Genomic DNA, 25,031 nt, shown 5'->3' on the forward strand with positions numbered 1-25,031 from the left:
ACTGTGTCGGACTCGGTAAAACGAGACCCCAAGGCATGTCTCACCCCCTATTTCACCCTCGTGTGGACTTGTCCGCACACCCTTCGCCGAGTCGCGGATCATGACCTGGCGGCCTGCGGTGGTGCAGTCTCGGCTTTATCCGTGGGGCCGCCGTTATCGAGCAGATTCCGAGAATGCGAACCCATCTAAACTAACGTCCAGCATTCGGATGTGGCGTTCTGGCGGAGTGTGTGGGTTCGGTGAGTCAACAGATATTTGATCAGTTAATCGCGTGCACAGCATCCGGAGAAGTTGTGGAACTTTCGAACTGGTATTGCGTTTCACCAGCGCAAATCTTCAGTGGTCATGGGTAAAAGTCAGAAGATGGGAGAAAGTGCCTGGGATTGTGTTGCTACCGGTTCGTTATCGCAGACGAATGTCCACTATGTGCGTGGATGACGACTCTTGAAGGCGGGCAAAACTGCGTGTCAGCTGTGTCGGAGCTTCCTCTGTCTTTGTGTTCTTGGATTGAGAGTTTCACCAGGAATATCTTTCGTGATCGACGCGCCGGGAAATTTTTCTCAAGATTTACCCACTTGCTAATTGGGGAATTCAGCGGGTTGCAGAAGACTGAAATATTGCGGGTGGGAGCTGTTATTTCCGGTGATTTGCCCATATCTTGCTGAGTGGCGTATTTGCGACCGAAGTGTCGCGCGGTCGAGAAATAATGCTTTTCATGCTTTACATTGGAAATTGCAAGATGCACGTTTCATCCTCAGTGTTAAACGAAAGGACGAACGCAATGGGTAGCTTGGAAGATTTCGACATCGCGGCACTTCTTCAGAAGGTCATCGCATTCTTCGACGGATTCTCGTCGGACGAGACCGAGACCCCCACGGGCTAAGACTTAGCGAAGCCGCTGTGCATCCGGATGACACTGGATGTGCAGCGGCTTCTCTGTATCCGGCGCCTTCATCGGCGAAGGCAATGAATCGGCGTGCGTGGTTTCGGCCCGCCACTGGGCACTAACTGGTTGCATCCGTCTGGATCAAGAGCATCGCGTCGTCGACCGGATCGAAGTACAGAGCCGGGTCGGCAACCAGTGCAGCGTCGTCACCATGAGTTTGCATGGTGACAACCCAGGCACGATCGTCGTGTTCCACGTAATAGGCACCCGCGAGGACCCCGATGGAACTGCCGCCCTTGAATCCGCCGTAAGTGAACCATTTCGCGGACTCGTCGCTGAGCGCCGGATCCTCGGCGAGAATGTCTCGAACCGGTGCGCCGCTCTCGGTCTTCGCCTTCTCTTGCAACGTGACCAACGCGGCACGCAGGTCGGCGGGCGAGGCGAACCAATCGATGTCGAAAGGCCATGCGGGGGTGGTGAATGCTGACGCCGGGATGTCCACCAGGCCGCCAGGTAGTGCCGCGAGTATCGCTCGACGCTCGTCCGGAGTTCCGTCGCGCCAAGCGATACGTTGTGCGCCTTGGTCACCCCAGCCGAGTTGGAACAGTGCGCGGGTCGGCTTGAGCGGGATGTTGAGCGAAGGATTTGCCATGCCCATCGGGGCGAATTCGGCTTCTACCTGCTCGCGCCCGACAGCAGCGATCAGCATGTCGGTGGCGGTGTTGTCGCTGATCGAGATCATCTTGCCGGCGGTATCTCGGACCGTGACTCCAGTTCCCGATGGCAGGTCCTGCATGGTCCCGCCGGGCATCGATTTGAGGTCGTCGGTGATGGTGAGCTTCTGATCCCAGGAGAGTGTCCCGTTCTGGACGGCCGTCGCGACCGCGCCGAGAACGTACAGCTTGATCGTTGACCCTGTGGGCTGTGGTGAGGTGTCGCCGACATTGAAGACTTCGGCGTTCTTTCCTTCGGTGACCTCGGTGACGGTCAGATTGGTCGGCGCGGGAAGCGCTTTGACAGCTGCCTCGAGTTCTTGCCAAGATGCGGCCGGCACATGAACGTCCTTGGTCGGTGTGATCGCCATTCCGAGGATCAGCCCGTTGCCGTCGACGACGACGTTGACGTCGAACGCACCGCCGGTGGTGCTGGTGATGGAAACTGTGCCGTCGGAGTCGCCTCCCTTGTAATTCACTGTTGTCCAAGGCTGTCCGGCTCGGATGGAGTCGAAGTCCGGAGGTGTCAGGACTACGGGTGCAGTGGGCCCGAAGTGTTCGGCGATTTCTTCCTGGGTCAACGGCGTGCTCGTGTTGAACGCACTGAGAAGCCAGGTGATCTGCTTGCCGACGGAGCTGTCAGGGATCGTGACCGTAGCGGGTGCCGCGGTGGGGGCTTCGGCGCGCGTCCGTCTGAGGTGTAGACATACTCAGCCTGAGGTACTGAATCGCTTCATCCTGGAGTACCGTCAACCACTTGTAGTGGTGACACGCGCCTTGCCGCTGGACAAATGGGAGAAAGGCTGCACTCGAAGAACTTTCGTGATGACTGCGAGAGCTAGTTCTTGGTCGCGGCCAAAAAGGACGGTTGCGTTGACAGCGCTGCGATTTCTTCGGGGAGTTCGGGGATCCGACGATCGTACAGTTCTGCCAACTCGACCGAGCTGAAGCGTCGGACAGTCCAATTGTGTTCAGCCAACCACTGGCCCGGATCGGATCGCTTGTCGCTGTAGAACAGTTGCGAAATGTCCAGGTCGCCGAACGGGTCCTTGGCGAAGTACTTGGATCTGATGGCCGCAAGCTTGCTCGGGTCGGTTCCGGCCGGAAAGTCGTTCACCGCCAAGCGACTACCGGTGGCCGAGAGTTCGTCGATCCGCTCGAACAGGGCGTCGTGGGCCGGGCCGGGGAGATAGGCGAGCAGGCCTTCCGCCGACCAGGCTGTGGGTTCGTTCGGGTCGAAACCAGCCTCCTCGAGTGCGGCCGGCCAGTCGTTTCGCAGATCAGTAGGCACAGTGCGTCTATCGGTCTTCGGCTGGGCGTCGTGCGCAGCGAGCACTTCGGCTTTGAACTCCAGCACCTTTGGCTGATCCACTTCGAATACCGTCGATCCTGAGCTCCAATCCAGCCGGTACGCACGCGAATCCAACCCTGCTGCAACGATTACCGCCTGCCTTACTCCGGATTCGGTTGACGACGAGAAGAATTCGTCGAAGAACCTGGTTCGCAACCCCATGAAACCGCCGAAGGGGGTGTCCTCGAGGAGCGTGGGATCTTTCAGAAGAGCTGTGAAATGCGGCTCGGCTGCAGCTTCTACGAACCACGATGCGAACTTGTCTTCGATGATCGCGTCCGTACGGGTGCTCTCCAGTGCTCGGAACGTTGCCACTGCCAGCGCGGTAAGTCCGACGCTACTGACGATGTCCCACGTATCTCCATCGCTCCGCATTGTCTGGGTGTCCTTCCGCTCTTGACGACTGAGCCGAACTCTCTCGACCCTACGCCGGTGTGACCCCTCGTCGCCTGGAACGGAACGGTCGGACTTGGAGCAGCAAATACACGCTGACCGGATCGAAAAATTCTGCAGTGCAAGGCGTTCGGTTTGAATCAGCATCCTGCCAGGAATTTGCCAGGTCAGTGCCAGTGAGCGGCAAGGATGCAGGACTTCACTGGGGTGTGCCTCAGGGCTGAGAGAGAGACTCGAGAATCCTTCGGGCAGGGGATTGATCGTGGCATGACCATCCGCCGGAACCACTTCGTGGGACCGTTCGGTTCCAGTTGATCTCTCGGACCGCACAACGAATGTCCCGTCGAGAAAGAGAGATGTGAGCCCATGTTGCAGGAAGGCTCGCTGGATGTATTGGCCGCCGCGGCGCGGAGCGGTAGCCGTGAGTCCATGGCCAGTTTGTATGCGGCGTTTCGTCCGATGGTTGTGCTGCGGTGCCGCGCCGAGCTTGATCAGGCCGTTTCCGATTCCGCCGCGGATGCCGCGTGCGTCGCCGTTCTCACGGCAGTGTGCGACGGATCGGAGACGTATCAGCCTTTTCTACGCGTGCTGTACGCGAGTACAAGCATCGCGATTGCTCGGGCGGCATCCGACGGGTTCAGCGGTGGATCGCTCCCGCCTCCGACAACGCTCCCGGTTGTCGAACGCGATGTCTTGGTGTTGCGGCTGATCGTCGGGCTCGATACAAAGGCGACCGCAACGTCGCTTGCCCGTACGACAGACGAGGTGTCGCTCGACCTGCATCGGGCGCTGCGGCGACTGCGAAAGTTGTCTTCTCCGAATGCAATCAGAAAAGTATTGACAATCACCCGTGAGGTCGGCGAAGGTTGGCACTCTGGCGTCTGTCGAGGGCGATCTGGGGGATCGCCCATCTCGGACTGATGGCTCTCGTGACATGGTGCCTCGTTCTTGCTCAGCCTTCGAATCGAGTATCCCTGGATACCAATGTATTTCGAAGAATACCAAGCTTTTCGACTTCGACCTCGACCTGATCGCCTGGTTGTAGTAGCCATTGGGGTGAGCGTGCGTAGCCGACTCCCGACGGTGTGCCCGTAGCGAGGAGATCGCCGGGGTGCAGTGTGAAGGTCTGAGAGATGTGAGAGAGGGTGTCGCCGACTGTATAGACCATTTCGTCGGTGCGGGCGTCCTGAACGATTTCGCCGTTGACGCGGGTTTGTATTCGCAGGCCGTCGCGCAGGTCGCCGACTTCGCACGCAGGAACCATCGGTCCTAGTGGGCCGGATCGGTCACCGTTCTTTCCGAGTATCCACTGCGAGGTGAGTTTCTGTGCTCGCCTGCAGGTGAGATCGTTGAACGTCGAGTATCCGACGACAGCTGCAAGGGCCTGGTCGGGAGTGGCGTCGGCAAGCTTTTGCCCAACCCAGGCGACCACCTCTCCTTCCCAGTCGAGACCCTGCTCGTTGGCTGGAACGGGGACATCGGTGTCGCCGACAGTGAGGGAGTTGGGCCACCGGGCGAACAGAGTCGGATAGGCGGGTAGAGGATCTGCGCGGTAGCTCCCCTCTGCGACGTGGGCAAGATAGTTCAGTCCGATGCAGACCACCCTCGCGCCCGGCAGGACCGGTGGAACGAACTCGATGTCGGCTACCGGCAGGTGTGGCCCGGTCGGAGTCGTCGCGAGCTTGCCGGCGGGATCCGACCAGAACTCTTCGAGAGTGCACACGACACTCACGTGGGAGCCGTCCTCGGACAGTTGAGCCACCTGAACTCCACGATCGGGTTGCTGAATCCCAACGATTTTCATCAGTTGCCTTTCAGGTTCGAATTAAACCTATAAACCTTCAGAGGTTTATGGTTTCATAGGACTATGCCTCACGACACCCCAGATGGACAAGGCGGACGCATGCCCCGGATTTCTGTTGCGCCGAGTGACCCGATTTCTGTGCTGTCCAAAGCGGTGGGGAGGGGGACCCGAGCCGAGCAGTTGGCGGCGGCGATCGACAGCCGGATTCGGGAGCAGAACCTGGAGCCCGGTGTGCCAATCGGCACGCTGGAATCGCTTCGCGGCGAGACCGGATTTGCATATTCGACTGTCAGCGAAGCGGTTCGACTGCTTCGTGATCGGGGAGTGCTGGAGATCCGCCAGGGGCGAGGTGGCGGCTTATTTGTCGCAGAGAAAAGCCCGGCGGTTCGCTTGCGCCATACGTTGCTGAGTGTCACCGAGGGGGCCTCGGTCGTCGCGGATGCCATCGAGTTGCGTGATCACCTCGAAATCTTGATCGACACTGCTGCGGCTCGGCATCGAAGCCGGGCCGACATCGCCGACTTGGGGGCACACCTGAAGCGGATGGAATCCGCCCCCGACTGGGACACCTTCCTCCGAGCGAACTGGGCCTTGCACGAGCGAATCGCGACGATCGTTCCCAATGACCTTGCGCGATCGGTCTATATCGGCACTCTGGGCCCGCTGCACGGCACGGCCACCGAGTTCGACAACGAGCGTGACGCAGCGGGCTACCGCACCGAGAGGTTTCACATCCACGTCGAACTTGTCGACGCAATCTCCGCCGGCGATATGGCTGCAGTACGTGCGGCCGTCGTACGGCACAACACTCCAGTCTGAAAGGACGATTCATGTCCGGTGAGTTCCGCTCACATCTGTTTCCTCACGACCATCGCCGACTATCGAGTGTTCGAGGTTTGGATCCCTACGCCTATCGCGATGTGTCAAGGCGGCCTGGGACCTTTACCGGTGATCTCGTTGAGGGATGGAAGCCGCTATATCTCAACGAATTTCGAGGAGTCACCGAAAACGGCACGATCACGGACGGGCTTTACCCTTTGACAGCCGTCACGCACGGTGAAGAGGCTCCGGTGGATGAAATGGTGGATGCTGCGAGAGATCTACTTGCGGAGTTGAGTGACGTCGATCGCTCCAGGATCAGTTATCCGATCGATGCTGTCGAGTGGCAGACGTGGGCGAACCCCGAGTTCATGCAGTTCGACACCGGAGTACGACTCGAGTTCCAATCGCAACGTGTTCGACAGTTGGCTTTGCGATTGGTCGAGGCCTCGCTGAGCCCCGAAGGTTTTCGAATCGTCCGAAACATGATGTTGATCAATGGTTTTCTCGGCGAGGTTGTCGGATTGGAGACGATACTCAACGAATTCAGTTACAACGTCGCTCTGTACGGTGAACCGAGTGTCCTCTCGCCGTGGGGATGGCAATTGTACGGTCACCACTGCGCGGTCAACTGTCTGATCATCGGCGGGCGGATGGTTGTGAGTCCGGTCTTTCTCGGCGCGGAACCCAACGAGATAGACGATGGTCCCCACGCCGGCATCGAATCATTCACTGGTCGAATCGAACTCGGTATAGAACTGATGGCCGCACTCACTGACGACCAGCGGCGTGAGGCCACTGTATACGGGCTGATGAACGATCCGGCCATGCCTCCCGGGCGAGTGCACCCCGGGGATGAGCGGCACCTCGCCGGAGCGTTTCAGGACAACCGAGTGATTCCCTTCGAAGGCATTCCCGTCGATCAGATGGACACGCGTGCCAGACAACTAGTGCTCGCGATCGCCGAACAGTTCGTGGCATTGTTGCCCGCGGGACCTCGGACTGCTCGTCTGCGCGAGATCGAAGAGCACCTGGACCGGACATGGTTCTGCTGGATCGGCGGGCACCGCCCTGGAGACGTCTTCTACTACCGCATCCAATCCCCGGTCTTGATAGCTGAACTGGATCACCACTGCGGTGTCTTCCTCGACTACGACACTCCTCAGCCCTTCCATATTCACACGGTGATGCGCACTCCGCATGGCAACGATTACGGACGTTCCTACGTTCGACAGTGGCAAGAGCAGACGGAATCGTGACCTGCAGTCAACTCCAGGGAGTCGTCTCGGCCAGACACTGGATTTCGAACCTACTTCACACGTACGTCGACTTTGCGGACCGCAAAGACGTCGACGGTGCTGTGGGGCTCCTGGCTTCTGCCCGGGTTAGCTTCCCCGGGACGGGTTTCGATCATCCGGACGATGCGGAGAAGTTCTTCGCAGAATTGTGGAAATCACCTGTCGCACATCGCCATGACGTCAGCAACCTCGTGGTGCTCGCCGGGTCTGGCCCCCGAGTGTGGAAAGCTCACGCGCACTACACTCGGTGGGTGTTCGAACCCGATCCCTCGGTGCACACCCTCGGTGAATACACGATGGTTGTCGACGAACGAGACTGGAGCATCATCGAACTTGCGGTAACCAGGACCTGGACGAGGAGTTAGTCGTGGCGAACATAGGCAGGGCCACGGTGATTCTGGATTCGATCGCCGAGAGTCGCTGGCCGATGACGCTGACAGACCTCGCAACCCGCACCGGACTTCCACGTTCGACGGTGCACCGAGTTATTCAAGCTCTCGAACGTGAGTTGTACGTGGTCCGAGTTCCGGACAGATCCGGATACATCTTGGGCCCCGGCTTACTCAAGTTCGGGATGAATGCTCACCTACGGCTACTCTCGGCCAATCGATCTCAGCTGGCGACGTTGGCTCGTACCGTCAACGAGAACGTGGAGTTGGCGATCTTCAGTGGTCGCGAGGTTGTCGTCGTCGATCAGATTGCCTCACCGGAAAGGCTCAGAGGCGTCACCAAGGTCGGCAAGAGCTTTTCGCTGCATGCGAGTTGTATCGGGAAGGCCATGCTTGCTCAGTTGCCGGAGGAGCAGGCAGTTGCGTTGTTGTCACCGGTTCTACCGCGATTTACGGATAAGACGATCACCGAACGGGCGGCGCTGCTGGCGGAACTGGCGGAGGTGCGTCGCTCCCACGTCTCCGTCGACATCGAGGAGCACGACGTAGGGATCTGCGCCGTGGCTACTGCAATGATCGGACCGACTGGCGCGCTTCAAGCGATCGCCATCGTCATTCCGTCCGGGCGGTTCAAAGCGAAGAAGGAACTCGCGGTCGAAGGTCTCAAAGTGGTGAACAGTCAGGTGGATCTGGGTTTGTCGCGAGCGCAATTCTGAATGCGACTGCCTGAGAGCTTCTTCTGTGTGCTCCCGTGACTTCTGCAGATCGCGCGAATCAGTTCCCGGCTCCTACTGGGAGGTCGGGAACTGATTCGTGATCAGTGGTATCCCTACCGTCTGATGCGCCTATCTGCAAAACAGAGTGCACAGACCGCGACCAAGCACACTGCCGCGGCACCCGCGAACGTACTGAACAATCCGACGGCTCCACCCGACGCAATGGAGGTACCGCCGATTACCGGGCCTAAGAACGCCCCGACGAATGATGTCCCGTTCGACCAACCAAGGGCAGTTGCTCGTGCAGGCAACGGGTAGACATCGGCTGTGGTCGTGTGCACCAGATTCATCGTGGAATGGCCGCCGATGCCCATCAGTGCCACACAAATCATGGTCCCCGTCAACGATGTCGGCAGATAGACCATTCCGAGAAGTCCGACGAGCGTGCACGCGCTGGTGGCTACCGCTACAACTGAGGCCCCGCGGCGGTCGGCCGCCCACGCACTGGCAAAGGAACCGATTACTGCGGCACCGGTCAGAGTAAAGGTGATCACAAGAGCAGTGTTCAGCGTGTACCCCAAGTCAATAATCGACTGCGCTGCCCACACGTTGAGTCCCTGCCACGCAACCATGTTGGAGATTGCGCATACCGCGACAACCAGTGCGATTGTGGACCCGCGGCCGGTGAACAGTGCGGCAATCTTTTGCCGACCAGACCATAAACGCCCCGCCACCTCCTGGGGAGTGTCGGTCGGGATGTCGATTATCACGACGGCGGCGAGGATCACCAGAGCCGTACATGCACCGATGAAGAACATCGGGCGCCATCCGAGCGCAGGAAGCACTGGAATCGCGAGCAGTGACGCGACGACGCCGCCGAGTGGGATACCTGCCATTGTGATCGTGACGACCAACGACGCCCGTGACGATGCCGCACTGTTGCGAGCGACTGTCATCGCGGTGGTGAGCGCGCCGCCCACGCCGAATCCAGTGACAAATCGACCCACTGCGAGCATGACGATGCTGATCGACGCTCCGGTGATCACGGCTCCGAAAGCGAACAGTGCGATGGCAACAATGAGAACCCACTTTCGACCGGAGCGCTCGGCAGCGAGAGGGGCCAGTACTGATCCGGCGATGGCTCCGATATAGACGAGCCCGCCGACCAGCCCTGCTTGTTGATCGGTTATGCGCAGGTACGAGTCTTCCAACAGCAACGGAATAACAGATCCGTAGACGATCAGGTTGAATCCCTCGATCACGGTGATAACCATGCACAACCCGATGACTGCGGGGTGGGATCGAGTCTCCCCACGTTCATCGGTTCGCGCGGGTGCATTGAGATGCATGTGTTGTCTCTCCAGACAGTGAGCCCGATTCGGGCGGTCGATGTGATGCGTGCCATCGTCCGATGTCGACTTCTCGGGCGTAACCGTTTAGTCCCGGAAACCGGGACAAATGGGGTGACGCGCAGCACATCTGGCTCATACCTTCAGCTCGTTGGAAAAACTCGATCCGAGGAGCTGAATCAATGGACCTGTCAGAAGTCACCGCTCTACTAGATCCGAAGCCTCTGCAATTGGAGATGGGATACGAGCGACTGCCATCTGGAGGGCTGCACGTCGCAGTCCGTACGGATATGCACGGTTGCACCGGCGAGATGCTCGAATGGTGGGTCCGCTGGCGTTGCGACACACAGAAATACATCTGGTGGCATCCCATCGACCACACGTACAGCAGTTGGCAGGGTAATCTCTCGGACGACACTCATGTCGGCAGCGAGCACGTCGTCACCGAATACTTCTCGGGGCAGCCGGCCGATGATCTGGTCATCCAATTTCGGGATCCGTCCGAGTTCTTCGACGAAGACGCCTATTCCAGAGCAAGAGAATCCGGCGCTGTGTCCGGAGTGGTTGTCGGACGATTGGGGGTCACCCACAATCCACCTCGTCTCCCGGACGGGCGCGTGCTCGGCGGCAGGCTGCTGCACATCGCTCGCGATACCGAGTGGGGGATGGCCCTGCGAAGTCACTTCTTCATCGGACACGATCTCGAGACACTCGGGCAAACCGCGGAACAGATTGCGGCACAAGCAACTGTGGAGTTCGCTCAAGGACTCCTGCAGCACGCGTACGACGAGTTCACATTTTTGTCTCGTTTCCTGCCGTCGCTCTACGTAGCCGAAAACCGGGACGTATCTCCGCCGCGAGCACCGTGGTGACGGCAGTTGTCTCGGTGCCCGCCAGGGTCGTGCAGCCGTTTCAGGCGGCACCGAGAATTTTGGCTCGTCCCGATTTCCGGGACCTGATCCGTGACAAAAGGAATTAACGAACCGATCCTTGTTCTCAACATCAAAGCTATTTCACCAGAACGGAATTCGCTGTGCAGAGTGTCAACGCCGAAGCAACGAGGATAGCTGCTGACGTGATGATCGTCGGTTTCGGGCCGGTGGGGAAGCTTCTCGCCGTCAAACTCGCTCGGAAGGGCCACGATGTCGTCGTCGTGGATCGAAATGAAGTCGGATACCCTCTGCCGCGAGCAGTAACCCATTGCGCCGATTTCGCGCGAATCCTGCAGTCGGTCGGGCTGGCGCCGGACACCATTCCCGAGATAACCGAACCTTATGACGACATGTATGTGTGGCGAAACGGTGACGGGCGGACACTGGTGGAGGTCGACTGGAGTGGTAAAGGTGAATCCGGTTGGTACAACACCTATTTCTTCAGTCAGCCCGCATTGGAAGAGGCCTTGGACGCCATTGTCGCCGGGTTGTCCAATATTCGGGTGATGAGGGGGTGGGAAGCGGTGGCATTGACGCAGAATTCGGCACTGGCAACAGTAGTCGTCCAATCCGTGGACAGCGGTAGGTGTGTCGCCGTCGATGCGCAGTGGATTGTCGGTGCAGACGGGGCGAACAGTCGCGTTCGTCAATGGGCCGAAATCGACTGGCACGACGAGGGGTACTTCTACGATTGGTTGGTTGTGGACGTCAAACCTTCGGGCGGAACCAGTTTTCCGAACGTTGCCGCGCAGAATTGCGACTACCGACGCCCTTCCACGATGGTTCCCGGTGGTCCGGGCCGCCGTCGCTGGGAGTTCATGCGACTGCCGGAAGAGAGTCGAGAATCCCTTCAGCGCGAAGACACGGCATGGGAACTGCTCGAGCCGTATGGGCTGACCCCTGACAATGCAATCCTTGAACGGCATTCCGTGTACACGTTTCAGGCTTGCTGGGCGACGCGATGGCGACAAGGACGCGTGTTGCTCGCCGGCGATTCCGCGCATCTTATGCCGCCGTTCGCCGGACAAGGCCTGGGTGCTGGTGTCCGTGACGTGATGAATTTGTCGTGGAAGCTCGATGCGGTGTTGCGTTCGGCAGCGGACGACCACCTGCTCGATACATATGGAACAGAACGACTAAGGCACGCACAAGCTTTTGTGCAGTTCTCGACCGAACTAGGTCAAGTCATCTGCATGTCCGACCCGCAGCAAGCTGCTGAACGTGATGCCCGCATGGTGGCGAACTGGACTGCGGGAATGAAGCCTCCTGCTCCGCCACGACCAGGGCTCGGCCCAGGGATACATGTCGGGACTGCCGGTGGCAGTCTGGCTTTACAAGGTCAGGTTCGAGTCGGAGATGGCGAAGTTGCCAAGTTCGACGATGCGTTCGATGGGCCAGGGGCTTTGATTTCACGCACATCGGCCGCGCTGCGAGAAGTTCCGGAGGCGACGCGAACAGCTTTGGCGACGTTGGGGATCGACCTCGTAGCGCTCGGAGGTGCCGAATCGGCGGGCGTGACCGTTGTCGACGACGTCGACCTCACCTACACGCGCTGGCTCGACGATCAGGACGCAGATGTCGTTCTGGTCAGACCGGATTTTCACGTCTACGGCGTTGCTGGAACGCACCAGGCAACCGAGCTGGCAGCAGGTTTTCTACACAGGTTGCGTGTGCCGGAACCTGCTCGGACGCTTGCCTGACAGCGCGACCGCCACATCGACTATCGACAGGAAGTTACATGTTCAACTCAGTGACCGACGACATCGATTCGGTCGAATCATCTTCGGAACAATCCGGATCCGATGTTCGAAGAGGGCCCTTGGCAGGCATAGTCGTTGCAGACCTCACGCGCGCACTCGCGGGACCTCACGCTTCAATGATGTTCGGCGACCTGGGGGCGACGGTCATCAAGATCGAGACACCCGGTACCGGCGACGATACGCGCGGCTGGGGGCCACCTTTCATGGAACCTGCAGGTGCACAGCGAGAATCGACATACTTCTTGTCCACGAATCGAAACAAGAAGTCAGTCGTACTCGATCTGAAATCTGAAGAGGGTCTTGCACTACTGGAATCCCTTGTCTCACGCGCCGACGTTCTGATGGAGAATTTTCGGACCGGCGTCCTCGATCGTTTGGGGCTTACCGCCGAACGACTTTCGGAGCTGAATCCGCGACTCGTCGTGCTGTCCATCAGTGGATTCGGTCACGACGGACCGGAAGGCGGACGTGCGGGGTACGACCAAATCGCACAAGGGGAGGCGGGTCTGATGTCGCTGACAGGTTCGGGTCCCAACGACTTCCAAAAGGTCGGAACTCCGATAGCCGACCTACTGGCAGGGATGTACGGCGCATTCGGTGTACTCGCGGCACTGCAGGAGCGAGCGCGAACCGGCGTTGGGCAGACGGTACGAACCTCTTTGCTGGCCGGCATAGTAGGTATCCACGCCTTCCAAGGAACTCGATTTACCGTCGCTGGTGAAACTGGTAAGGCACAAGGGAATCACCATCCGTCGATCTGCCCCTACGGGCTCTTTCCGACAGCTGACGGCGTAGTTCAGATTGCGGTTGGTAGTGAAGGACTTTGGAAGCGGTTCTGCTCGGGCTTCGGGTTGGCCCCAGATGCCCCCGGGATGGAAGACAACTCCGAACGAGTTCGAAACAGTAAGGCGGTCCGCCAGCTTGTCGAAAGCATTTTTTCGAAGTATGGCACGGACGAGCTGCTGCTCGAGCTGGACCGTACGGGTATTCCGGCGGGACGTGTTCGTGGAATCGACGAGGTGTACCGCTGGGAACAGACTCGTTCGCAGGGGTTGATGGTCGAAGTCGAACACGAAAGCCTAGGTCGGATAACGCTTCCTGGACCCCCACTCCGGTTCTTCTCTGTGGACGGCATGGAGGTCACGAAGAACTGTCACTCGGCTCCACCGCTTCTCGGTGCAGACAACGCTGTTATCACCGGTTGGCTCAGCGAAGCACGCCGATGAGACAGACATCGATGGTTTCTGCTATGAGGCCGAGCCGGCGCGACTCCGGCATGGTCGATGTGACGTTCGACGGCCCAATCGCGACGGTGACGATCGGCACAGGCCGTCGTCGAAACGCTTTGAACGGTGATGCTTGGAAAGATCTCGCGCATCAGATCATTGGCGTCTCGACCCACGCATCGCTCGGTGTTGTCGTCCTTCGCGGCGTCGGCGATACCTTCTGCGCCGGGTCCGATGTCACCGAGTGGGTTGGTGCCTGTGCCGAGGACGTGGAGGAGTCGTTCGCGCAAATGGAGGCAGCCTTCCGCGCTATCGAAATTTGTCCCGTTCCTGTCATCGCACAGATTTCCGGCGTAGCAGCTGGAGCAGGGTGTCAGTTGGCACTCGCGTGCGATATTCGAGTCGTGGCGACTTCCGCCAGAATCGGAATGCCTATTGCGCGTCTCGGGATTCGACCCAGTCCGGCATTCGCGGCGCGCCTTGTCCGTGTTGTGGGACCGGCTGTGGCCGCTGAACTGCACTACACCGGACGGCTGGTGAAGGGACCGGACGCGGTAACAACAGGTTTGGCGAATCGGTGTGTGTACGGCGAGCTCCTCGCGTCGACTGTTCGGGATTTGGTAGAGGAGATTGTTCGCCAGCCGACATCAGCCGTGCGTGCGGCGAAGGAGGCATTGATTGCTGTTACCGGCCCTCCTCCTCACCACACCCTCGGTCCGGCCGTGAATTTGCGCGACCTCCAACTTGGCATCGCGCAAATTCTGCATACGTGAGTCTGCAAGGCTGTTACTGGCCGGCGATGTATTCGATCGACGGGCCGGCAGTCCAACCGCCGTCGACGGCGATCTCGGAACCCGTTGTGTACGAGGCATCGTCGGAAAGCAGGTAGGTGACCGCGCCGACCAACTCCTCCGGGCGACCGACACGGCGATACGGATTGTTGGGGAATGCGCCCTCTTCGAGGCTGATACCCGTCGGTGCAGTCATGGGCGTCAGGACCATGCCGGGGTGAACCGAGTTGACCCGGATCTTGTCGCGACCGAGTTCGACGGCGGCGATCTTGCTCAGCCCACGCACGCCCCACTTGGCTGCGCCGTAACCGCTGGTCAGAGCCATGCCCATCAGGCCGGCGGCCGAGGATATGTTCACGATGGATCCGCCGCCGGCTGCCTTCATGAACGGCACTACCGTGTGGATACCGGTGTGCACGGACACCAGGTTGATCTGGATGATGCGCTGGAACGTCTCGAGTGGTTCCTCGGCGACTGTCTGGCCGGACGCCGAGATTCCGGCGTTGTTGACCAAACCGTTGATCGCGCCGAACTCGGATACCGCGTACTCGGCGGCGGACTTCCAAGACGCTGGATCGGTGACGTCGAGGTGAACGTAACGCGCTGCGTCGCCGAGAGATTCGGCCACTGCTCGACCGTCGTCGTCGAGTAGGTCGCCGATGACGACGCGGCCGTTGCCCGCGACGATGCCGCGGGCAAACGCCTCGCCCAGGCCGCGTGCGCCGCCGGTGACGAGAACGACTTTTCCGGAGAGATCCTGAGTCATGATTGTTCCTTACCTGTTGGTGTTGCGAGATATGGCTTCGAGAACGCCCCGAGCGCGCGGGTGATGGCCTCGGGTGCGGGCGTCCGGAGGTCTGCCATCTCACGCAGTGCGGCGACTACCGCAAGTGTTGCCTGGCCCGAAGCCGCTGTGGTGTCGAGCGAGGTTTCCGGACGGTCGATCAGGCGTGCGACTTCTGGGCGAATCAGTTCCATTGTCTCGAAAGTTGCTGATTCCCAAACTCTCCGGAGTGCCGCATCACCGAAGATGATGGGCATCAGTGATCGGGTCATCGGCTCGAAGGACTCGCCGACCGATGCGATAAAGGCATTCTTCACAGCCGCTGCGAGCCCGAATTCGCGGGCTTGCGCGCTGAGTGCCGTGGCCAGACTGCGGTTTCCCTCGTCGAGCATCGGCCAGATGCTCTCCTCTTTGGTGGCGAAGCAACGGTAGAACGTTCGCTCGGAGATTTCTGCCCGCTCGGCGAGCTCCGCGATGGTCGTCGAAGTGTCGCCGCGTTCGACGAAAGCGGCAGCACAACTCTGCGAGACGCGGAGAAGTAGTGCAGTGCGGCGGGCTGTTGCCATATCCGCACTGTACCAAAAGTGGCAGAAACTGCCACAAATGGTGTCGGCCGGTCAGCCGACGTTACCTTCGATTCCGGAAACCTCCTGCTCAACTGCGTTCTTGAAGTTCAGGAGCGTCTTGCGAATGTTGCCGCGCTGAAAGTCGGCGAACGTTTTTCCTCCGGTGGCAATTTTGTCGAACATGTCGGCGGCGAAGTCCGGCCAGCCGCGCCTGTCGTCGGTCCACGTTTCGGTAACTCGGGTTCCGTCGGGCACCGGCGAGAATCGGTACTGCCAGGTTGCGATAGAGGCGGGGATCCGGGGAGTACCGAGGCCGATCTTGTGAACACGGAATTCGAAGAGCTTCCCGGCCTCGGCAGCGGTGACTGTGCATCGCGTGGTCCACTGCGCGCGCCCACGCTTGTTGTGCCCGTCGAACTCCATGCCCAGGAAAGCGCTTTCGCGGTCTCCCCGCAAGGTTGCGCCTAAGTTCTCGGGACTCCAGGCACCCATACGAGTGGGATCGCTGATGAGCTCGTAGAGGGAAAGCGCGTCGGAGCTGACGACGATGCTGTCGGAGACGGTAAGTTCGCGAGCCATTTCGGTTTCAGGTTCTTTCTGTCGAGCGCGTGTGAGGTGAGTATGACGATCGGTGGTTTCGCGAACAAGATGCGGACGTGGCGGATGAACCGTCGACCTGATCGGCGTTGAACTACAGGTGCGGTTTCAGTTGGATCTTGACCGCGCCTTCCTGCTTCTTCTGGAAGATCTCGTAGGCGTGTGGCGCCTGATCGAGCGGCAGCTGATGGGTGGAAAAGGTGTCGACACCGAGTGGGTCGTCGTCAGTGAGCAGGGGCATGATGTCCTCTACCCACTTCTTGACGTTCGCCTGGCCCATCCTGAGCTGAATCTGCTTGTCGAACATGGTCATCAGCGGCAGCGGATCAACCATTCCGCCGTAGACACCGATCAAAGAAATGGTTCCGCCGCGCCGAACGATGTCGATGGCCGAATAGACAGCGCCAAGGCGATCGATTCCTGCGTTACGCATCGCAGGCGCGGCAAGAGCGTCGGGAAGGAGTCCGACGAACTGCTGCGCGAGCTTTCCGATCGGAGACCCGTGCGCTTCCATACCGACAGCGTCGATCACCGAATCGGTTCCGCGGCCGTTTGTCGCGTCTCTGATGGCATCGCCGATCTTGCTGCCGTAGTCGTCCAGGTTGAGGGTCTCGATACCGCGTTCGGCAAGGCGCGCAAGGCGTTCGGGTACACGGTCCACACCGATTACTCGAAACCCCTTGTGGTGGGCGATACGAGCCGCCATGTCACCGATCGGTCCGAGGCCGAGGATTGTCACGGAACCACCCGGCGGAATGTCGGCGTATTCGACCGACTGCCAAGCGGTGGGGAGCACGTCGGAGAGGTAGACGAATCGCGAATCCGCGGGACCTTCGGGAACTTTGACATGTGTGAAATGTGCTTGCGGTACTCGGAGGTACTCAGCCTGCCCGCCGGGCACCGAGCCGTAGAGCTCGGAGAAGCCGAACAATGCTGCGCCCGTTCCCTGATCGCGGACCTGCGTCGTCTCGCACTGTGTGTAGAGGCTCGAATCGCACATGAAACAGTTGCCACACGAGATCTGGAACGGAATCACGACGCGGTCACCTATCTCGAGATTCGTGACTTCCGAACCGACTTCTTCGACGATGCCCATCGGTTCATGGCCGAGAATGTCGCCGGCATTCATGAACGCACCCAGAGTCTCGTACAGGTGCAGATCGGATCCGCAGATATTCGTCGTGGTGACCTTGATGATCGCGTCGGTGGGTTCGACGATCTTCGGGTCCGGAACCGTATCGACGCTTACTTTCCGTTTGCCTTGCCAAGTCACTGCGCGCACTGGGATCGACCTCTCATCGTGGAAATGCTGTTCGCAGTCACCTGCCCGAAAGCACTGAAATGCAAACAAAATCGGTGAGGGTTGCGAGAAGTCCTGAGCGCGTTAGATTGAGATGGAGCTGGGTCCCGGTCTCTTTGCACCGGCTCCAGGACTGAGACGACGAGATGATGAGGACGATCGCATGACCGACAAAGACGACAACGACCAGTCGCCCAAGGGTGGGCACCCAGGACCCGTGGACAAGGGCGGCGACGGGGGGATGGCAACGCGAGAACAGGCGCCTGAACTGGTCGAGGAGACCTCCGGCGAGAAGTCTGACGACGAGTAGTTTCCTTTTACTCCGCGTTGGGTAACAACGGGGATAGGCCGCATCGGACCGTCCCGGAATCAATGCGGGCGAGGTTCCTCGAGGTTGAGCAGCCAGCCACGGGAACCGCCTTGAGCAGATCCCTCAACCCTGTTGTCATTCAACCCTGTAACAGCACGTGATCGAATCGGGTCCGCAGTAGTGTCGGGACCCGGAAGTCGTCAAGCGTTCGAACTATCAACTGCTCGGCAATATCCCGGAGTTTCACGTTGGTCTCTTGAGAACGCCACACGAGTATGTCGAAGGCGCGATCGGCCGAAATGCCGTAGATCACCATGAGCATGCCTTTGGCTTGCTCGATTACTCCGCGAGAAGCGGTGATTTCGTTGACCAGCACGTCGACAGACGCTTTCACCGTGCTGTCGAGGGTTTCGGTGACGTCGATGTAGAAGCCTGAGCTGCCGACCACGGCACCCGACTCGTCCACGACGCTGTCGCCGACGACGATTACCGAGTGAGTATCCCCTGCAGTGTCGATGATACGGTGGCGGCTGCTGAACGGTCCGCCTGAAGTGCGGATGGCGTGCAGTGTCTGGGCAACGTGTCTTCGGTCGTCGGGATGCTTGTGCGAGAGCATCAATTCTGTCGTCGGAGCTACTTGGTCGGGTTCGTATCCGTGAATCCGTGCAACTTCGTCCGACCACTCCCACCGGTCGCCGTTGCGGTGATAGAGAAAGCCGCCCACCCGGTGTGGAGCCCCCGATCCTGACGTTCGCCCCAACCCGTCCTCGTTCACCACACACGCCCCCTCGTTCTCGACCTCGTCCCAACCGGCGTACTCGCCAGTTAGTTATATCGGACAAATCCGGCGGAGGTGGTGTCGGTCCCATATTTCGGAGCATCGTCTGGATCGCTACCGCATGGGTCGGGGAAACCGGCGCTCAGAGTACTTGGCGACGGTCCCACGTCACTCGCGGTTGAAACAGTGTTGCCGCTGTGTCCATTCGATGATCGCCGCCGCGATGGCCGCAGGCTGATCCTCGGGGGCGAGATGTCCTGCGGGACCGCACTGTTCCACCTCGAGATTTGCGATATTCGATCGGCTCCACGTGACTTCGTCAGGTCCGATCATGAGAAGTTCTGCGGGGCCGCTGAAGGTGAGAAGAAGTTTGGGTACGTCAGTGCTTTCTGTGAGCCAATCGCTGTACGCCGCCACACGTGCATTCACGTCACCGGGAGTTCCTTCGATGGGGAAGGATCGTGGCCACTCGAGAAGGGGTCGGCGACTCTCTCGTGACGGATAAGGGGAGCGATAGGCCTCGGCATCGGTTTCGGTCATTTCGCCGAGAACCGTTCTGTGAAGCGCTATTTCGAGAAAGAAGTTCTCGTCGAGTACCTTTGTCTCTCCTGTGTCGGAGTCCCTCAGAGCTTCCACCCGTGCCCGTGCCTCTCCCGGGAAGTGTTCGTCCCAGGTCATCGGACGAAGGATCGTTTCGAAGAAGGCCACACCTCGGACGCGATCGGGGTGGCGGGCAGCCCAGTCCAGTGCAAGTGCCCCGCCCCAGTCGTGTCCGACGAGTACGACGTCGTCGAGTTCCATCTGGTCGAACCAGGCGTCGAGGTAGCGGGCGGTGTCGAGGAAGCCGTAGTTGATTGGCGGTTTGCCTGACCGCCCCATTCCGATGAGGTCAGGGGCAAGTGCGCGGCCTAGATTTCCTATCTGCGGCAGGATGTTTCGCCACAAGTGCGAGGATGTGGGGTTTCCGTGGATGAGTACGAAGGGTGTTCCTTCACCGCGCGAGCGGTAGGCCATGGTCGAGTCGAGCACGGGAATTGTGGGCATTGCGACTCCTCAAATAGTTTCCATATACTCTAATTGAGATAGTAGCCATGTATTCTATTTGTATGCAAGATCGGGAAACATGGACGACAGGGTCGCTGGTGTGGCACCTTGGCTTGCGCTGGCGGGCGGGGGTTGACCGAGCGATCGCGCACCTGGGGTTGACTCACGCCCAGTATTCAGTGCTCGCGTCTCTGCATGGTCTGGTGAGTGCGGGGGAGAGGCCGAGTCAGCGAGAACTCTCAGCGCACACAGGATTGCAGCGAATCTACATATCCAAGCTCGTGCGAGCGTTGGAGAAGAGCGGGTTTGTTGTCAGTGAACGCGATAGACGCGATGCGCGAGCCGTTCGCCTCGATCTCAGTGACGAGGGCAAACGAGTCATAGAGCTCGCTAAAGACATTGTCCGCCAATTGGATGCAAAGAATACGGAAGTGCTGACGAAAACCGGAGGGCGGGAACTCGCCGAGCTCCACCGCGCCCTTGACGCGTTACTCGACGCCACCGAAGCAGGAGATGGATAATGCGCCGGTCCGCTTAGTGGCGCAACCGAAGGCGATCGTGTGCGGACCCGGTCCACAGGACGTTCGTTGGGGGAGCGACGGAAGCGTCGATCCCCCAACGAGCCCTATTGTCTAGCTGTCGATCGTCACGGTGTCACGTTGATCGGTGTGGCCGATGCGAACTGCAGTGTGCCCGACATTGTTGCCGTCCCAGTGGCTGCGGCGGGGCAGACGGGTCCGGTGCCGGTGCGTGTGTAGTTCACGGTGCCGGTGTTGCTGGCCACGACGCGCTGGTTGGGAATATCGAATGGCAGCGGTCCGACAGTGCTGGCCCCGACGGTGACTGTGCATGTTGATCCGGGCATCGTGACGACTGCGCCTCCTGCAGGAATGACCAGGGATCCCTGAGCCGATCCGGTGTCTGCCGAGACGTTCAATAGCCACGAGCCGGAGGTCGTGACCACAGCGGGTAGGCCGTTAGCCTTGCACCCGGTCAGGCTGGGGGTGCCGATATTGACGTTGACTCCGCCGGTGCCGGCGTTGGAATTACCCGGCGCGGATGGGATGGTCCCGGAGCCCGTCGTACTGGAGCAGGTAAGTGTGATCGTTCCAGTCTTGATACTGAGATTGCTGCTCGAAGCAGTCACGGCTTGACCCGCTGGAGTGACGACGGTCGAAGCCAGAGCGGTGCCGGCTGCGACCGCAATCGCGGCTGCGGCGGCAGCTGTGACGATGGTGGTGCGGCGAACTGCATGGGTCATCGATATCTCCTTGTTGTCGGTGATACTTCGTGAGTCGCCGGTGCTTGCTCTACTGCGTCCGCAGGCTGTCGGCGCCGATGTTGAACACATCGCTTGTGGTGGTCAACGAGTTGTGACCACTCGAAGACGGAACGTTGGCGCGAAGATTGACTGCCCAATTCAATGCGCCGAACAGTCCACATCCAGATGCGCCCGGTACCGCGAACGTCTGGTCGGCGTGCGTCACGTTTCTGACGGCGGCGGTATCCGGAAATCCTGGAACTTCCTCCAGGACACCATTTTCGGACACTCCGAGTTTGAACATGATCGGGTTGCTCGCAGAACCCAGATAGCAGTTGCCGCCCAGCAAGGGGTTGGAGATCTTCAATCTTGCCGGAAGTGTGACACCGAGTTGGAATGCGTCGACTGTTGGCAACGCGACCGGTTCGACTGTTGCCTTGATGGTGGTCAAGCCGCCGGGGAACGGTATACCGAGCCCGAAGATTCCTCCTGGTACCTCGATGGGGGTGGAATAGACGCCTTTGGTGCCGTCAGTGGGAGGAATGAAGATCTGGTCGAACCCGAATTCAGCGTCGGGGTTCTCGCGATAGGCGACACCGCCGGCGATATTCAACGAGCCGGAAGGAATCGGTACTTTGAGCCCGTTGATGTTCATTTCGCCGCCTTTGACGACGACATCGACACAGGTGCTTGTCTCCGGATTGGCTATCGGGCATTTTCCCCAGCCCCCGAACGGCGCATTGGGCAGCGGGGCCGCCGTCGCGGTTGACACCGCCCCGAGAGTGAGGACTCCCGCTGCGACGACGGCGAGCGCGGCTCTGAATCGTATTGTGCGCATGGACAAGTGAACTCCGTTTCGAGGTGGCAATCTGTCGTCGATGACGGTTCTGTGGCAGTGGGTTGGATTGCTAGTTGGCGCTACGCTCGGCAACGACGGCAGCGGGTTCGGGTGAGCCGGCCGGCTGGGGCCTGAGGCTGTCGGCACCGATGTTGTAGACGTCACTCGTCGTGGCGAGGGAGTTGGACGTGGTGGACGAGGGAAGCCCGGCGCGCCAGTTGACGATTGGATTCAGAACGCCGAACGGGCCACACCCGGAAGCTGTCGGGACCGCGAAGGGCTGTCCGGTGTGCCCGGTGTTTCGAACGACGGCAGTGTCCGGGAAACCTGGAACCTCTTCGAGGACACCGTATTCGGTCACGTCCAAGTTGAGTTGGACGGGGTTGTTGTCCGAGCCCAGGTAGCATTTGCCGCCGAGGAGAGGGTTCGCGATCTTCAGTTTGACGGGTAGCTTCACACCAAGCTGAAATGCGTCCACGGTGGGGAGTGCAGACGTCGACTCTACGGTGGCCGAAGCCTTGTTCAGTCCGAAGAGATTGTTGAATGGCAGGTCGATTCCGAGTGCGCCCCCGGGGATATCGATGGGTTTGGCGTAGATCCCCCGACTGTTGTCGTTCGGTGGGATGAATACTTGGTCGAATCCGAATTCAGCCTCTGGATTCTCCCGGTATGCAACTCCGCCTGCGATGCGCATCGCCCCGGCGGGAATGCTGACGGAAAGCTTGCCGATCTTCATGTTTCCGCCGGTGACCGTGACGTCCATGCAGGTGCTGGTCTCGGGATTGTCGATCGGACATGAATCCCAACCGCCGAAGGGGATCTCCGCTGCCGGGGCGGCTCCTGCAATGCTTGCTGACAAGCTTCCCACCGCAGCGGCGGTGGCGAACACAGTTGCGGTGGCGAGTGCGCCGAAAAGCCCACGCGACGTCGAACGTCGGGACATGTATTTCTCCTTTGGGTACAACCGACCAGTCGGGATTGTGATGATGAGTGACGGTAGTCACGTGTGACTTAGATGTACAGACAATTTGAAACAATTCCGACAAAAGTATTACTGCGATCGCCTCCGCTACTACTTGTGGCTGTGAGGATTGAAATTTGTTGCAGTGCTCTGTGTCTCGTCATTCACCCACGAATCGCTGTGAGGTGCTTCGACCCGAAAAGGCGTTCGTCGACGGGAGTATCCGACTCCTGTCGAAATCGAGGGGGCAATGTTTTGTCGGAGTCGCCAATGAGGGAAGTCAGGGCGAGTAACTTTGTCGAACAGCGGCTGATCGGTACTCCGGGCAGCTGCCCGAGAGAACGGATCGCCATGACGCTGATGCTGCCGCTCGACTCGATGTTCCTACTGATGGAGTCACGGGAGCATCCCATGCACGTCGGTGGCCTGTCGCTTTTCGTTCCGCCGGAAGGGGACGACGGCGAATTCGCCAGGTCGCTCTACCGTTCGCTCACCGACGTCGACTCGATTCGGCCACTCTTTCGCCGCAAGCCGGTGCAGTTCTTGTCGAACTTCGCGCCGGTGCGTTGGACGGAGGACGCAGACGTCGATCTCGAGTATCACGTCCGGTTGCTCGCGCTGCCCAAGCCGGGTCGAGTCCGCGAGTTGCTCGAGCTGACCTCCATGCTCCACGGCACGCTGCTCGATCGGCATCGGCCGCTGTGGGAGGCGTACGTGATCGAAGGTCTCGCCGACGGCCGAGTTGCCGTGTACATGAAGACGCACCACGCGCTCATGGATGGTGTGTCTGCTGTTCAGGCGTGGTACCGCAGCCTCTCGTCGGATCCGCACGATCGACATTCGATGCCTCCATGGGCGCAACGACCTTCTTCGGGGCGGGTTCGTGCCGGTCGCGGGCTGGACCTGCAGAGGCGGGTGGGCTCCGTGATCGAGACTGTGCAAGATGTGGTCGGGGTCGGCCCTGCGATAGTGAACGCTGCTGCCTCGGCAGTGAAGGACCACGTCGCACCGTTGCCGTTTGCTGCTCCGAAATCGATCTTCAACGTCCCGATCACCGGAGCGAGGCGTGTCGCCGCGCAGTCGTGGCCGATCGAGCGCCTGCGCAAGGTCAGCTGCGTTGCAGACGTGACGCTCAACGATGCGGTGTTGGCAATGTGCGCGGGTGCGCTACGGCGATACCTGATCGAACTGGACGAGTTGCCGGACAAACCGTTGATCGCGATGGTGCCGGTATCCCTTCGCAAAGGCGAAGAGGGTGAGGCTTCCGGCAATGCCGTGGGTGCGGTGTTGTGTGATCTGGCAACCGAATTGGCAGATCCGGCGGCCCGACTTCAGAGAGTTCACAACTCGATGAGTAGCGCCAAGTCCCTGATGTCGGGCCTGACGCCCCTGCAGATCACGGCGCTCAGTGCATTGAACGTCGCGGGTCTCGGGCTGCCGCTGATCCCTGGTTCATCCCGACTGATCACTGGGCGTCCAGTCTTCAATCTGGTGATTTCCAACGTCCCCGGCCCGACAACGACGCGCTATTGGAATGGCGCGAAACTCGAGAGCTGTTACCCGGCATCGATTCCGTTGGACGGGCAGGCGATGAACATCACCGTCATCGGCTACGCGGACACCATGCAGTTCGGGCTCGTCGGCTGCCGCCGCAATGTTCCGCACTTGCAGCGGCTCCTCGGCCATCTCGAGGAATCCTTGAGTGAGCTCGAAGCCGCCGCAGGCTGATCAATTCGACTCGCGCCTTCCGACGTCACGTCCGTTCACGACCAACTGGTGGACGTCCAGTTCTTTGTCGTCGAGGCCGAAGCTGATGATGCGTTCGGGGTGGATACGGATGATCGGTGCGTCGAGACCATGTGCAGCAGCACCAGTAGCATCCAAAGCCTCTGCCCGGCCACGGATTTCGACGCACCTGACCTGCCATGGATCTACGGATGCGATGTCGTCCACGACGAACGCGACCCGACCGTTGTCTGCGACATTGTGAAACTTACGGCTGCCCGTCATGTTGTAACCGCTGATGTCGATCGTGGCTGTATCCGGGTTGTAGTGGAACCCGACCGGACTGACTTGCAGCGTTCCGTTCCGTTGAACCGTCGCGAGGCGACCGAGAGTCTGTGTGACCAGGTAGTCGAGTTCGATTCGGGTGAATGTCATGAAAT

The 25,031-nt window shown here is 59.8% G+C and carries 26 protein-coding genes; 12 read left to right on the forward strand and 14 right to left on the reverse strand.

The genetic code is table 11. From position 1 onward, the window contains the following. Nucleotides 1–1,004: 1,004 nt before the first annotated feature. Nucleotides 1,005–2,246, reverse strand: coding sequence for a serine hydrolase (locus AOT96_RS16185; RefSeq protein WP_335739938.1), 1,242 nt, complete (start codon nt 2,244–2,246; stop codon nt 1,005–1,007). 191 nt (nt 2,247–2,437) lie between these two features. Next, on the reverse strand, nt 2,438–3,325 hold the full coding sequence (locus tag AOT96_RS16190) for a class I SAM-dependent methyltransferase (protein ID WP_065352011.1): 888 nt from the start codon (nt 3,323–3,325) through the stop codon (nt 2,438–2,440). 384 nt (nt 3,326–3,709) lie between these two features. Here AOT96_RS16190 and AOT96_RS16195 point away from each other — a divergent pair, with 384 nt between their 5' ends. Next, on the forward strand, nt 3,710–4,264 hold the full coding sequence (locus AOT96_RS16195; RefSeq protein WP_064443200.1) for a hypothetical protein: 555 nt from the start codon (nt 3,710–3,712) through the stop codon (nt 4,262–4,264). Nucleotides 4,265–4,295: 31 nt separating this feature from the next. On the opposite strand, the gene AOT96_RS16200 is transcribed toward AOT96_RS16195, so the two are convergent. Beyond that, nucleotides 4,296–5,147, reverse strand: a complete 852-nt coding sequence (locus tag AOT96_RS16200) for a fumarylacetoacetate hydrolase family protein (RefSeq protein WP_058228150.1) — start codon at nt 5,145–5,147, stop codon at nt 4,296–4,298. Between the two features lie 99 nt (nt 5,148–5,246). Here AOT96_RS16200 and AOT96_RS16205 point away from each other — a divergent pair, with 99 nt between their 5' ends. The 4 genes from AOT96_RS16205 (at nt 5,247) to AOT96_RS16220 (ending at nt 8,369) form a co-directional block, all read left to right on the forward strand. Then, nucleotides 5,247–5,966: a FadR/GntR family transcriptional regulator gene (locus AOT96_RS16205; protein ID WP_042452488.1), complete on the forward strand. Its 720-nt coding sequence runs from the start codon at nt 5,247–5,249 to the stop codon at nt 5,964–5,966. A gap of 260 nt (nt 5,967–6,226) precedes the next feature. Continuing rightward, nucleotides 6,227–7,225 (forward strand): DUF3500 domain-containing protein, encoded by a 999-nt coding sequence (locus AOT96_RS16210; RefSeq protein WP_230793175.1) that lies wholly within the window; start codon nt 6,227–6,229, stop codon nt 7,223–7,225. Beyond that, nucleotides 7,222–7,629: a nuclear transport factor 2 family protein gene (locus AOT96_RS16215; RefSeq protein WP_042452483.1), complete on the forward strand. Its 408-nt coding sequence runs from the start codon at nt 7,222–7,224 to the stop codon at nt 7,627–7,629. The genes AOT96_RS16210 and AOT96_RS16215 overlap by 4 nt, the downstream gene beginning before the upstream one ends. Before the next feature lie 2 nt (nt 7,630–7,631). Next, the gene (locus AOT96_RS16220) at nt 7,632–8,369 is read left to right on the forward strand and encodes an IclR family transcriptional regulator (protein ID WP_042452480.1); all 738 of its coding nucleotides are present in this window, start codon (nt 7,632–7,634) and stop codon (nt 8,367–8,369) included. Between the two features lie 113 nt (nt 8,370–8,482). Here the strand turns inward: AOT96_RS16220 and AOT96_RS16225 are convergent, their stop codons facing one another. Beyond that, a complete protein-coding gene (locus AOT96_RS16225; RefSeq protein ID WP_042452477.1) occupies nt 8,483–9,718 on the reverse strand; it encodes an MFS transporter in 1,236 nt (411 codons plus the stop codon). A gap of 182 nt (nt 9,719–9,900) precedes the next feature. Between AOT96_RS16225 and AOT96_RS16230 the strand changes: the two genes are divergently transcribed. From AOT96_RS16230 to AOT96_RS16245, 4 genes are all read left to right on the forward strand, one after another. After that, nucleotides 9,901–10,590, forward strand: coding sequence for a DAPG hydrolase family protein (locus tag AOT96_RS16230; protein ID WP_065352013.1), 690 nt, complete (start codon nt 9,901–9,903; stop codon nt 10,588–10,590). Nucleotides 10,591–10,751: 161 nt separating this feature from the next. After that, nucleotides 10,752–12,350, forward strand: coding sequence for a bifunctional 3-(3-hydroxy-phenyl)propionate/3-hydroxycinnamic acid hydroxylase MhpA (mhpA, locus tag AOT96_RS16235; RefSeq protein WP_042920183.1), 1,599 nt, complete (start codon nt 10,752–10,754; stop codon nt 12,348–12,350). A gap of 38 nt (nt 12,351–12,388) precedes the next feature. Beyond that, nucleotides 12,389–13,636, forward strand: a complete 1,248-nt coding sequence (locus tag AOT96_RS16240) for a CaiB/BaiF CoA transferase family protein (protein ID WP_065352014.1) — start codon at nt 12,389–12,391, stop codon at nt 13,634–13,636. A gap of 23 nt (nt 13,637–13,659) precedes the next feature. After that, a complete protein-coding gene (locus tag AOT96_RS16245) occupies nt 13,660–14,409 on the forward strand; it encodes an enoyl-CoA hydratase/isomerase family protein (protein WP_099696961.1) in 750 nt (249 codons plus the stop codon). A gap of 13 nt (nt 14,410–14,422) precedes the next feature. On the opposite strand, the gene AOT96_RS16250 is transcribed toward AOT96_RS16245, so the two are convergent. From AOT96_RS16250 to AOT96_RS16265, 4 genes are all read right to left on the reverse strand, one after another. Continuing rightward, a complete protein-coding gene (locus AOT96_RS16250) occupies nt 14,423–15,193 on the reverse strand; it encodes a glucose 1-dehydrogenase (protein ID WP_007734653.1) in 771 nt (256 codons plus the stop codon). Further along, nucleotides 15,190–15,777: a TetR/AcrR family transcriptional regulator gene (locus AOT96_RS16255; RefSeq protein ID WP_007734655.1), complete on the reverse strand. Its 588-nt coding sequence runs from the start codon at nt 15,775–15,777 to the stop codon at nt 15,190–15,192. Before AOT96_RS16255 ends, AOT96_RS16250 begins: the two co-directional genes overlap by 4 nt. Before the next feature lie 51 nt (nt 15,778–15,828). Further along, complete coding sequence (locus AOT96_RS16260; protein ID WP_065352015.1) at nt 15,829–16,356, reverse strand: SRPBCC family protein; 528 nt, start codon at nt 16,354–16,356, stop codon at nt 15,829–15,831. A gap of 112 nt (nt 16,357–16,468) precedes the next feature. Beyond that, a complete protein-coding gene (locus tag AOT96_RS16265; protein WP_065352016.1) occupies nt 16,469–17,656 on the reverse strand; it encodes a zinc-dependent alcohol dehydrogenase in 1,188 nt (395 codons plus the stop codon). 181 nt (nt 17,657–17,837) lie between these two features. On the opposite strand from AOT96_RS16265, the gene AOT96_RS35750 reads away from it, so the two are divergent. Continuing rightward, the gene (locus AOT96_RS35750; protein ID WP_164490549.1) at nt 17,838–17,984 is read left to right on the forward strand and encodes a hypothetical protein; all 147 of its coding nucleotides are present in this window, start codon (nt 17,838–17,840) and stop codon (nt 17,982–17,984) included. Nucleotides 17,985–18,123: 139 nt separating this feature from the next. Here the strand turns inward: AOT96_RS35750 and AOT96_RS16275 are convergent, their stop codons facing one another. Then, nucleotides 18,124–18,762: a PAS and ANTAR domain-containing protein gene (locus AOT96_RS16275; protein WP_065352017.1), complete on the reverse strand. Its 639-nt coding sequence runs from the start codon at nt 18,760–18,762 to the stop codon at nt 18,124–18,126. Between the two features lie 168 nt (nt 18,763–18,930). Then, entirely contained in the window at nt 18,931–19,806 is an 876-nt protein-coding gene (locus tag AOT96_RS16280; protein ID WP_058228149.1) for a haloalkane dehalogenase, read from the reverse strand. Between the two features lie 62 nt (nt 19,807–19,868). On the opposite strand from AOT96_RS16280, the gene AOT96_RS36580 reads away from it, so the two are divergent. Continuing rightward, nucleotides 19,869–20,327: a MarR family winged helix-turn-helix transcriptional regulator gene (locus AOT96_RS36580; RefSeq protein WP_192712017.1), complete on the forward strand. Its 459-nt coding sequence runs from the start codon at nt 19,869–19,871 to the stop codon at nt 20,325–20,327. A gap of 125 nt (nt 20,328–20,452) precedes the next feature. Here the strand turns inward: AOT96_RS36580 and AOT96_RS16290 are convergent, their stop codons facing one another. From AOT96_RS16290 to AOT96_RS16300, 3 genes are all read right to left on the reverse strand, one after another. Continuing rightward, the gene (locus AOT96_RS16290) at nt 20,453–21,067 is read right to left on the reverse strand and encodes a hypothetical protein (RefSeq protein WP_042920173.1); all 615 of its coding nucleotides are present in this window, start codon (nt 21,065–21,067) and stop codon (nt 20,453–20,455) included. A 49-nt stretch (nt 21,068–21,116) separates the two neighbouring features. Beyond that, nucleotides 21,117–21,905, reverse strand: a complete 789-nt coding sequence (locus tag AOT96_RS16295) for a hypothetical protein (RefSeq protein WP_003945568.1) — start codon at nt 21,903–21,905, stop codon at nt 21,117–21,119. A 70-nt stretch (nt 21,906–21,975) separates the two neighbouring features. After that, nucleotides 21,976–22,848 carry a hypothetical protein gene (locus AOT96_RS16300; RefSeq protein WP_007734676.1) on the reverse strand — a complete coding sequence of 291 codons (873 nt, stop codon included), beginning with the start codon at nt 22,846–22,848 and terminating at the stop codon, nt 21,976–21,978. Between the two features lie 369 nt (nt 22,849–23,217). Here AOT96_RS16300 and AOT96_RS16310 point away from each other — a divergent pair, with 369 nt between their 5' ends. After that, nucleotides 23,218–24,594 carry a WS/DGAT/MGAT family O-acyltransferase gene (locus AOT96_RS16310; RefSeq protein WP_065352019.1) on the forward strand — a complete coding sequence of 459 codons (1,377 nt, stop codon included), beginning with the start codon at nt 23,218–23,220 and terminating at the stop codon, nt 24,592–24,594. Here AOT96_RS16310 and AOT96_RS16315 read toward each other — a convergent pair whose 3' ends face one another. Next, nucleotides 24,595–25,026, reverse strand: coding sequence for a PPOX class F420-dependent oxidoreductase (locus tag AOT96_RS16315; RefSeq protein ID WP_065352020.1), 432 nt, complete (start codon nt 25,024–25,026; stop codon nt 24,595–24,597). It abuts the gene before it with no gap. Nucleotides 25,027–25,031 lie beyond the last annotated feature (5 nt).

This window comes from Rhodococcus sp. 008 (assembly GCF_001682295.1).
Lineage (GTDB): Bacteria > Actinomycetota > Actinomycetes > Mycobacteriales > Mycobacteriaceae > Rhodococcus_F > Rhodococcus_F qingshengii.

What these genes read in the sequence shown, in the direction of transcription:
- AOT96_RS16205 (WP_042452488.1), top strand. Translation starts at nt 5,247, where the DNA reads ATGCCCCGGATTTCTGTTGCGCCGAGTGACCCGATTTCTGTGCTGTCC.
- AOT96_RS16190 (WP_065352011.1), bottom strand. Translation starts at nt 3,325, where the DNA reads ATGCGGAGCGATGGAGATACGTGGGACATCGTCAGTAGCGTCGGACTT.
- AOT96_RS16310 (WP_065352019.1), top strand. Translation starts at nt 23,218, where the DNA reads ATGACGCTGATGCTGCCGCTCGACTCGATGTTCCTACTGATGGAGTCA.
- AOT96_RS16240 (WP_065352014.1), top strand. Translation starts at nt 12,389, where the DNA reads ATGTTCAACTCAGTGACCGACGACATCGATTCGGTCGAATCATCTTCG.
- AOT96_RS16280 (WP_058228149.1), bottom strand. Translation starts at nt 19,806, where the DNA reads ATGCCCACAATTCCCGTGCTCGACTCGACCATGGCCTACCGCTCGCGC.
- AOT96_RS16230 (WP_065352013.1), top strand. Translation starts at nt 9,901, where the DNA reads ATGGACCTGTCAGAAGTCACCGCTCTACTAGATCCGAAGCCTCTGCAA.
- AOT96_RS16200 (WP_058228150.1), bottom strand. Translation starts at nt 5,147, where the DNA reads ATGAAAATCGTTGGGATTCAGCAACCCGATCGTGGAGTTCAGGTGGCT.
- AOT96_RS16225 (WP_042452477.1), bottom strand. Translation starts at nt 9,718, where the DNA reads ATGCATCTCAATGCACCCGCGCGAACCGATGAACGTGGGGAGACTCGA.
- AOT96_RS16300 (WP_007734676.1), bottom strand. Translation starts at nt 22,848, where the DNA reads ATGTCCCGACGTTCGACGTCGCGTGGGCTTTTCGGCGCACTCGCCACC.
- AOT96_RS16290 (WP_042920173.1), bottom strand. Translation starts at nt 21,067, where the DNA reads ATGACCCATGCAGTTCGCCGCACCACCATCGTCACAGCTGCCGCCGCA.
- AOT96_RS16195 (WP_064443200.1), top strand. Translation starts at nt 3,710, where the DNA reads ATGTTGCAGGAAGGCTCGCTGGATGTATTGGCCGCCGCGGCGCGGAGC.
- AOT96_RS16260 (WP_065352015.1), bottom strand. Translation starts at nt 16,356, where the DNA reads ATGGCTCGCGAACTTACCGTCTCCGACAGCATCGTCGTCAGCTCCGAC.
- AOT96_RS35750 (WP_164490549.1), top strand. Translation starts at nt 17,838, where the DNA reads ATGACCGACAAAGACGACAACGACCAGTCGCCCAAGGGTGGGCACCCA.
- AOT96_RS16245 (WP_099696961.1), top strand. Translation starts at nt 13,660, where the DNA reads ATGAGGCCGAGCCGGCGCGACTCCGGCATGGTCGATGTGACGTTCGAC.
- AOT96_RS16255 (WP_007734655.1), bottom strand. Translation starts at nt 15,777, where the DNA reads ATGGCAACAGCCCGCCGCACTGCACTACTTCTCCGCGTCTCGCAGAGT.
- AOT96_RS16295 (WP_003945568.1), bottom strand. Translation starts at nt 21,905, where the DNA reads ATGCGCACAATACGATTCAGAGCCGCGCTCGCCGTCGTCGCAGCGGGA.
- AOT96_RS16250 (WP_007734653.1), bottom strand. Translation starts at nt 15,193, where the DNA reads ATGACTCAGGATCTCTCCGGAAAAGTCGTTCTCGTCACCGGCGGCGCA.
- AOT96_RS36580 (WP_192712017.1), top strand. Translation starts at nt 19,869, where the DNA reads ATGCAAGATCGGGAAACATGGACGACAGGGTCGCTGGTGTGGCACCTT.
- AOT96_RS16315 (WP_065352020.1), bottom strand. Translation starts at nt 25,026, where the DNA reads ATGACATTCACCCGAATCGAACTCGACTACCTGGTCACACAGACTCTC.
- AOT96_RS16210 (WP_230793175.1), top strand. Translation starts at nt 6,227, where the DNA reads ATGGTGGATGCTGCGAGAGATCTACTTGCGGAGTTGAGTGACGTCGAT.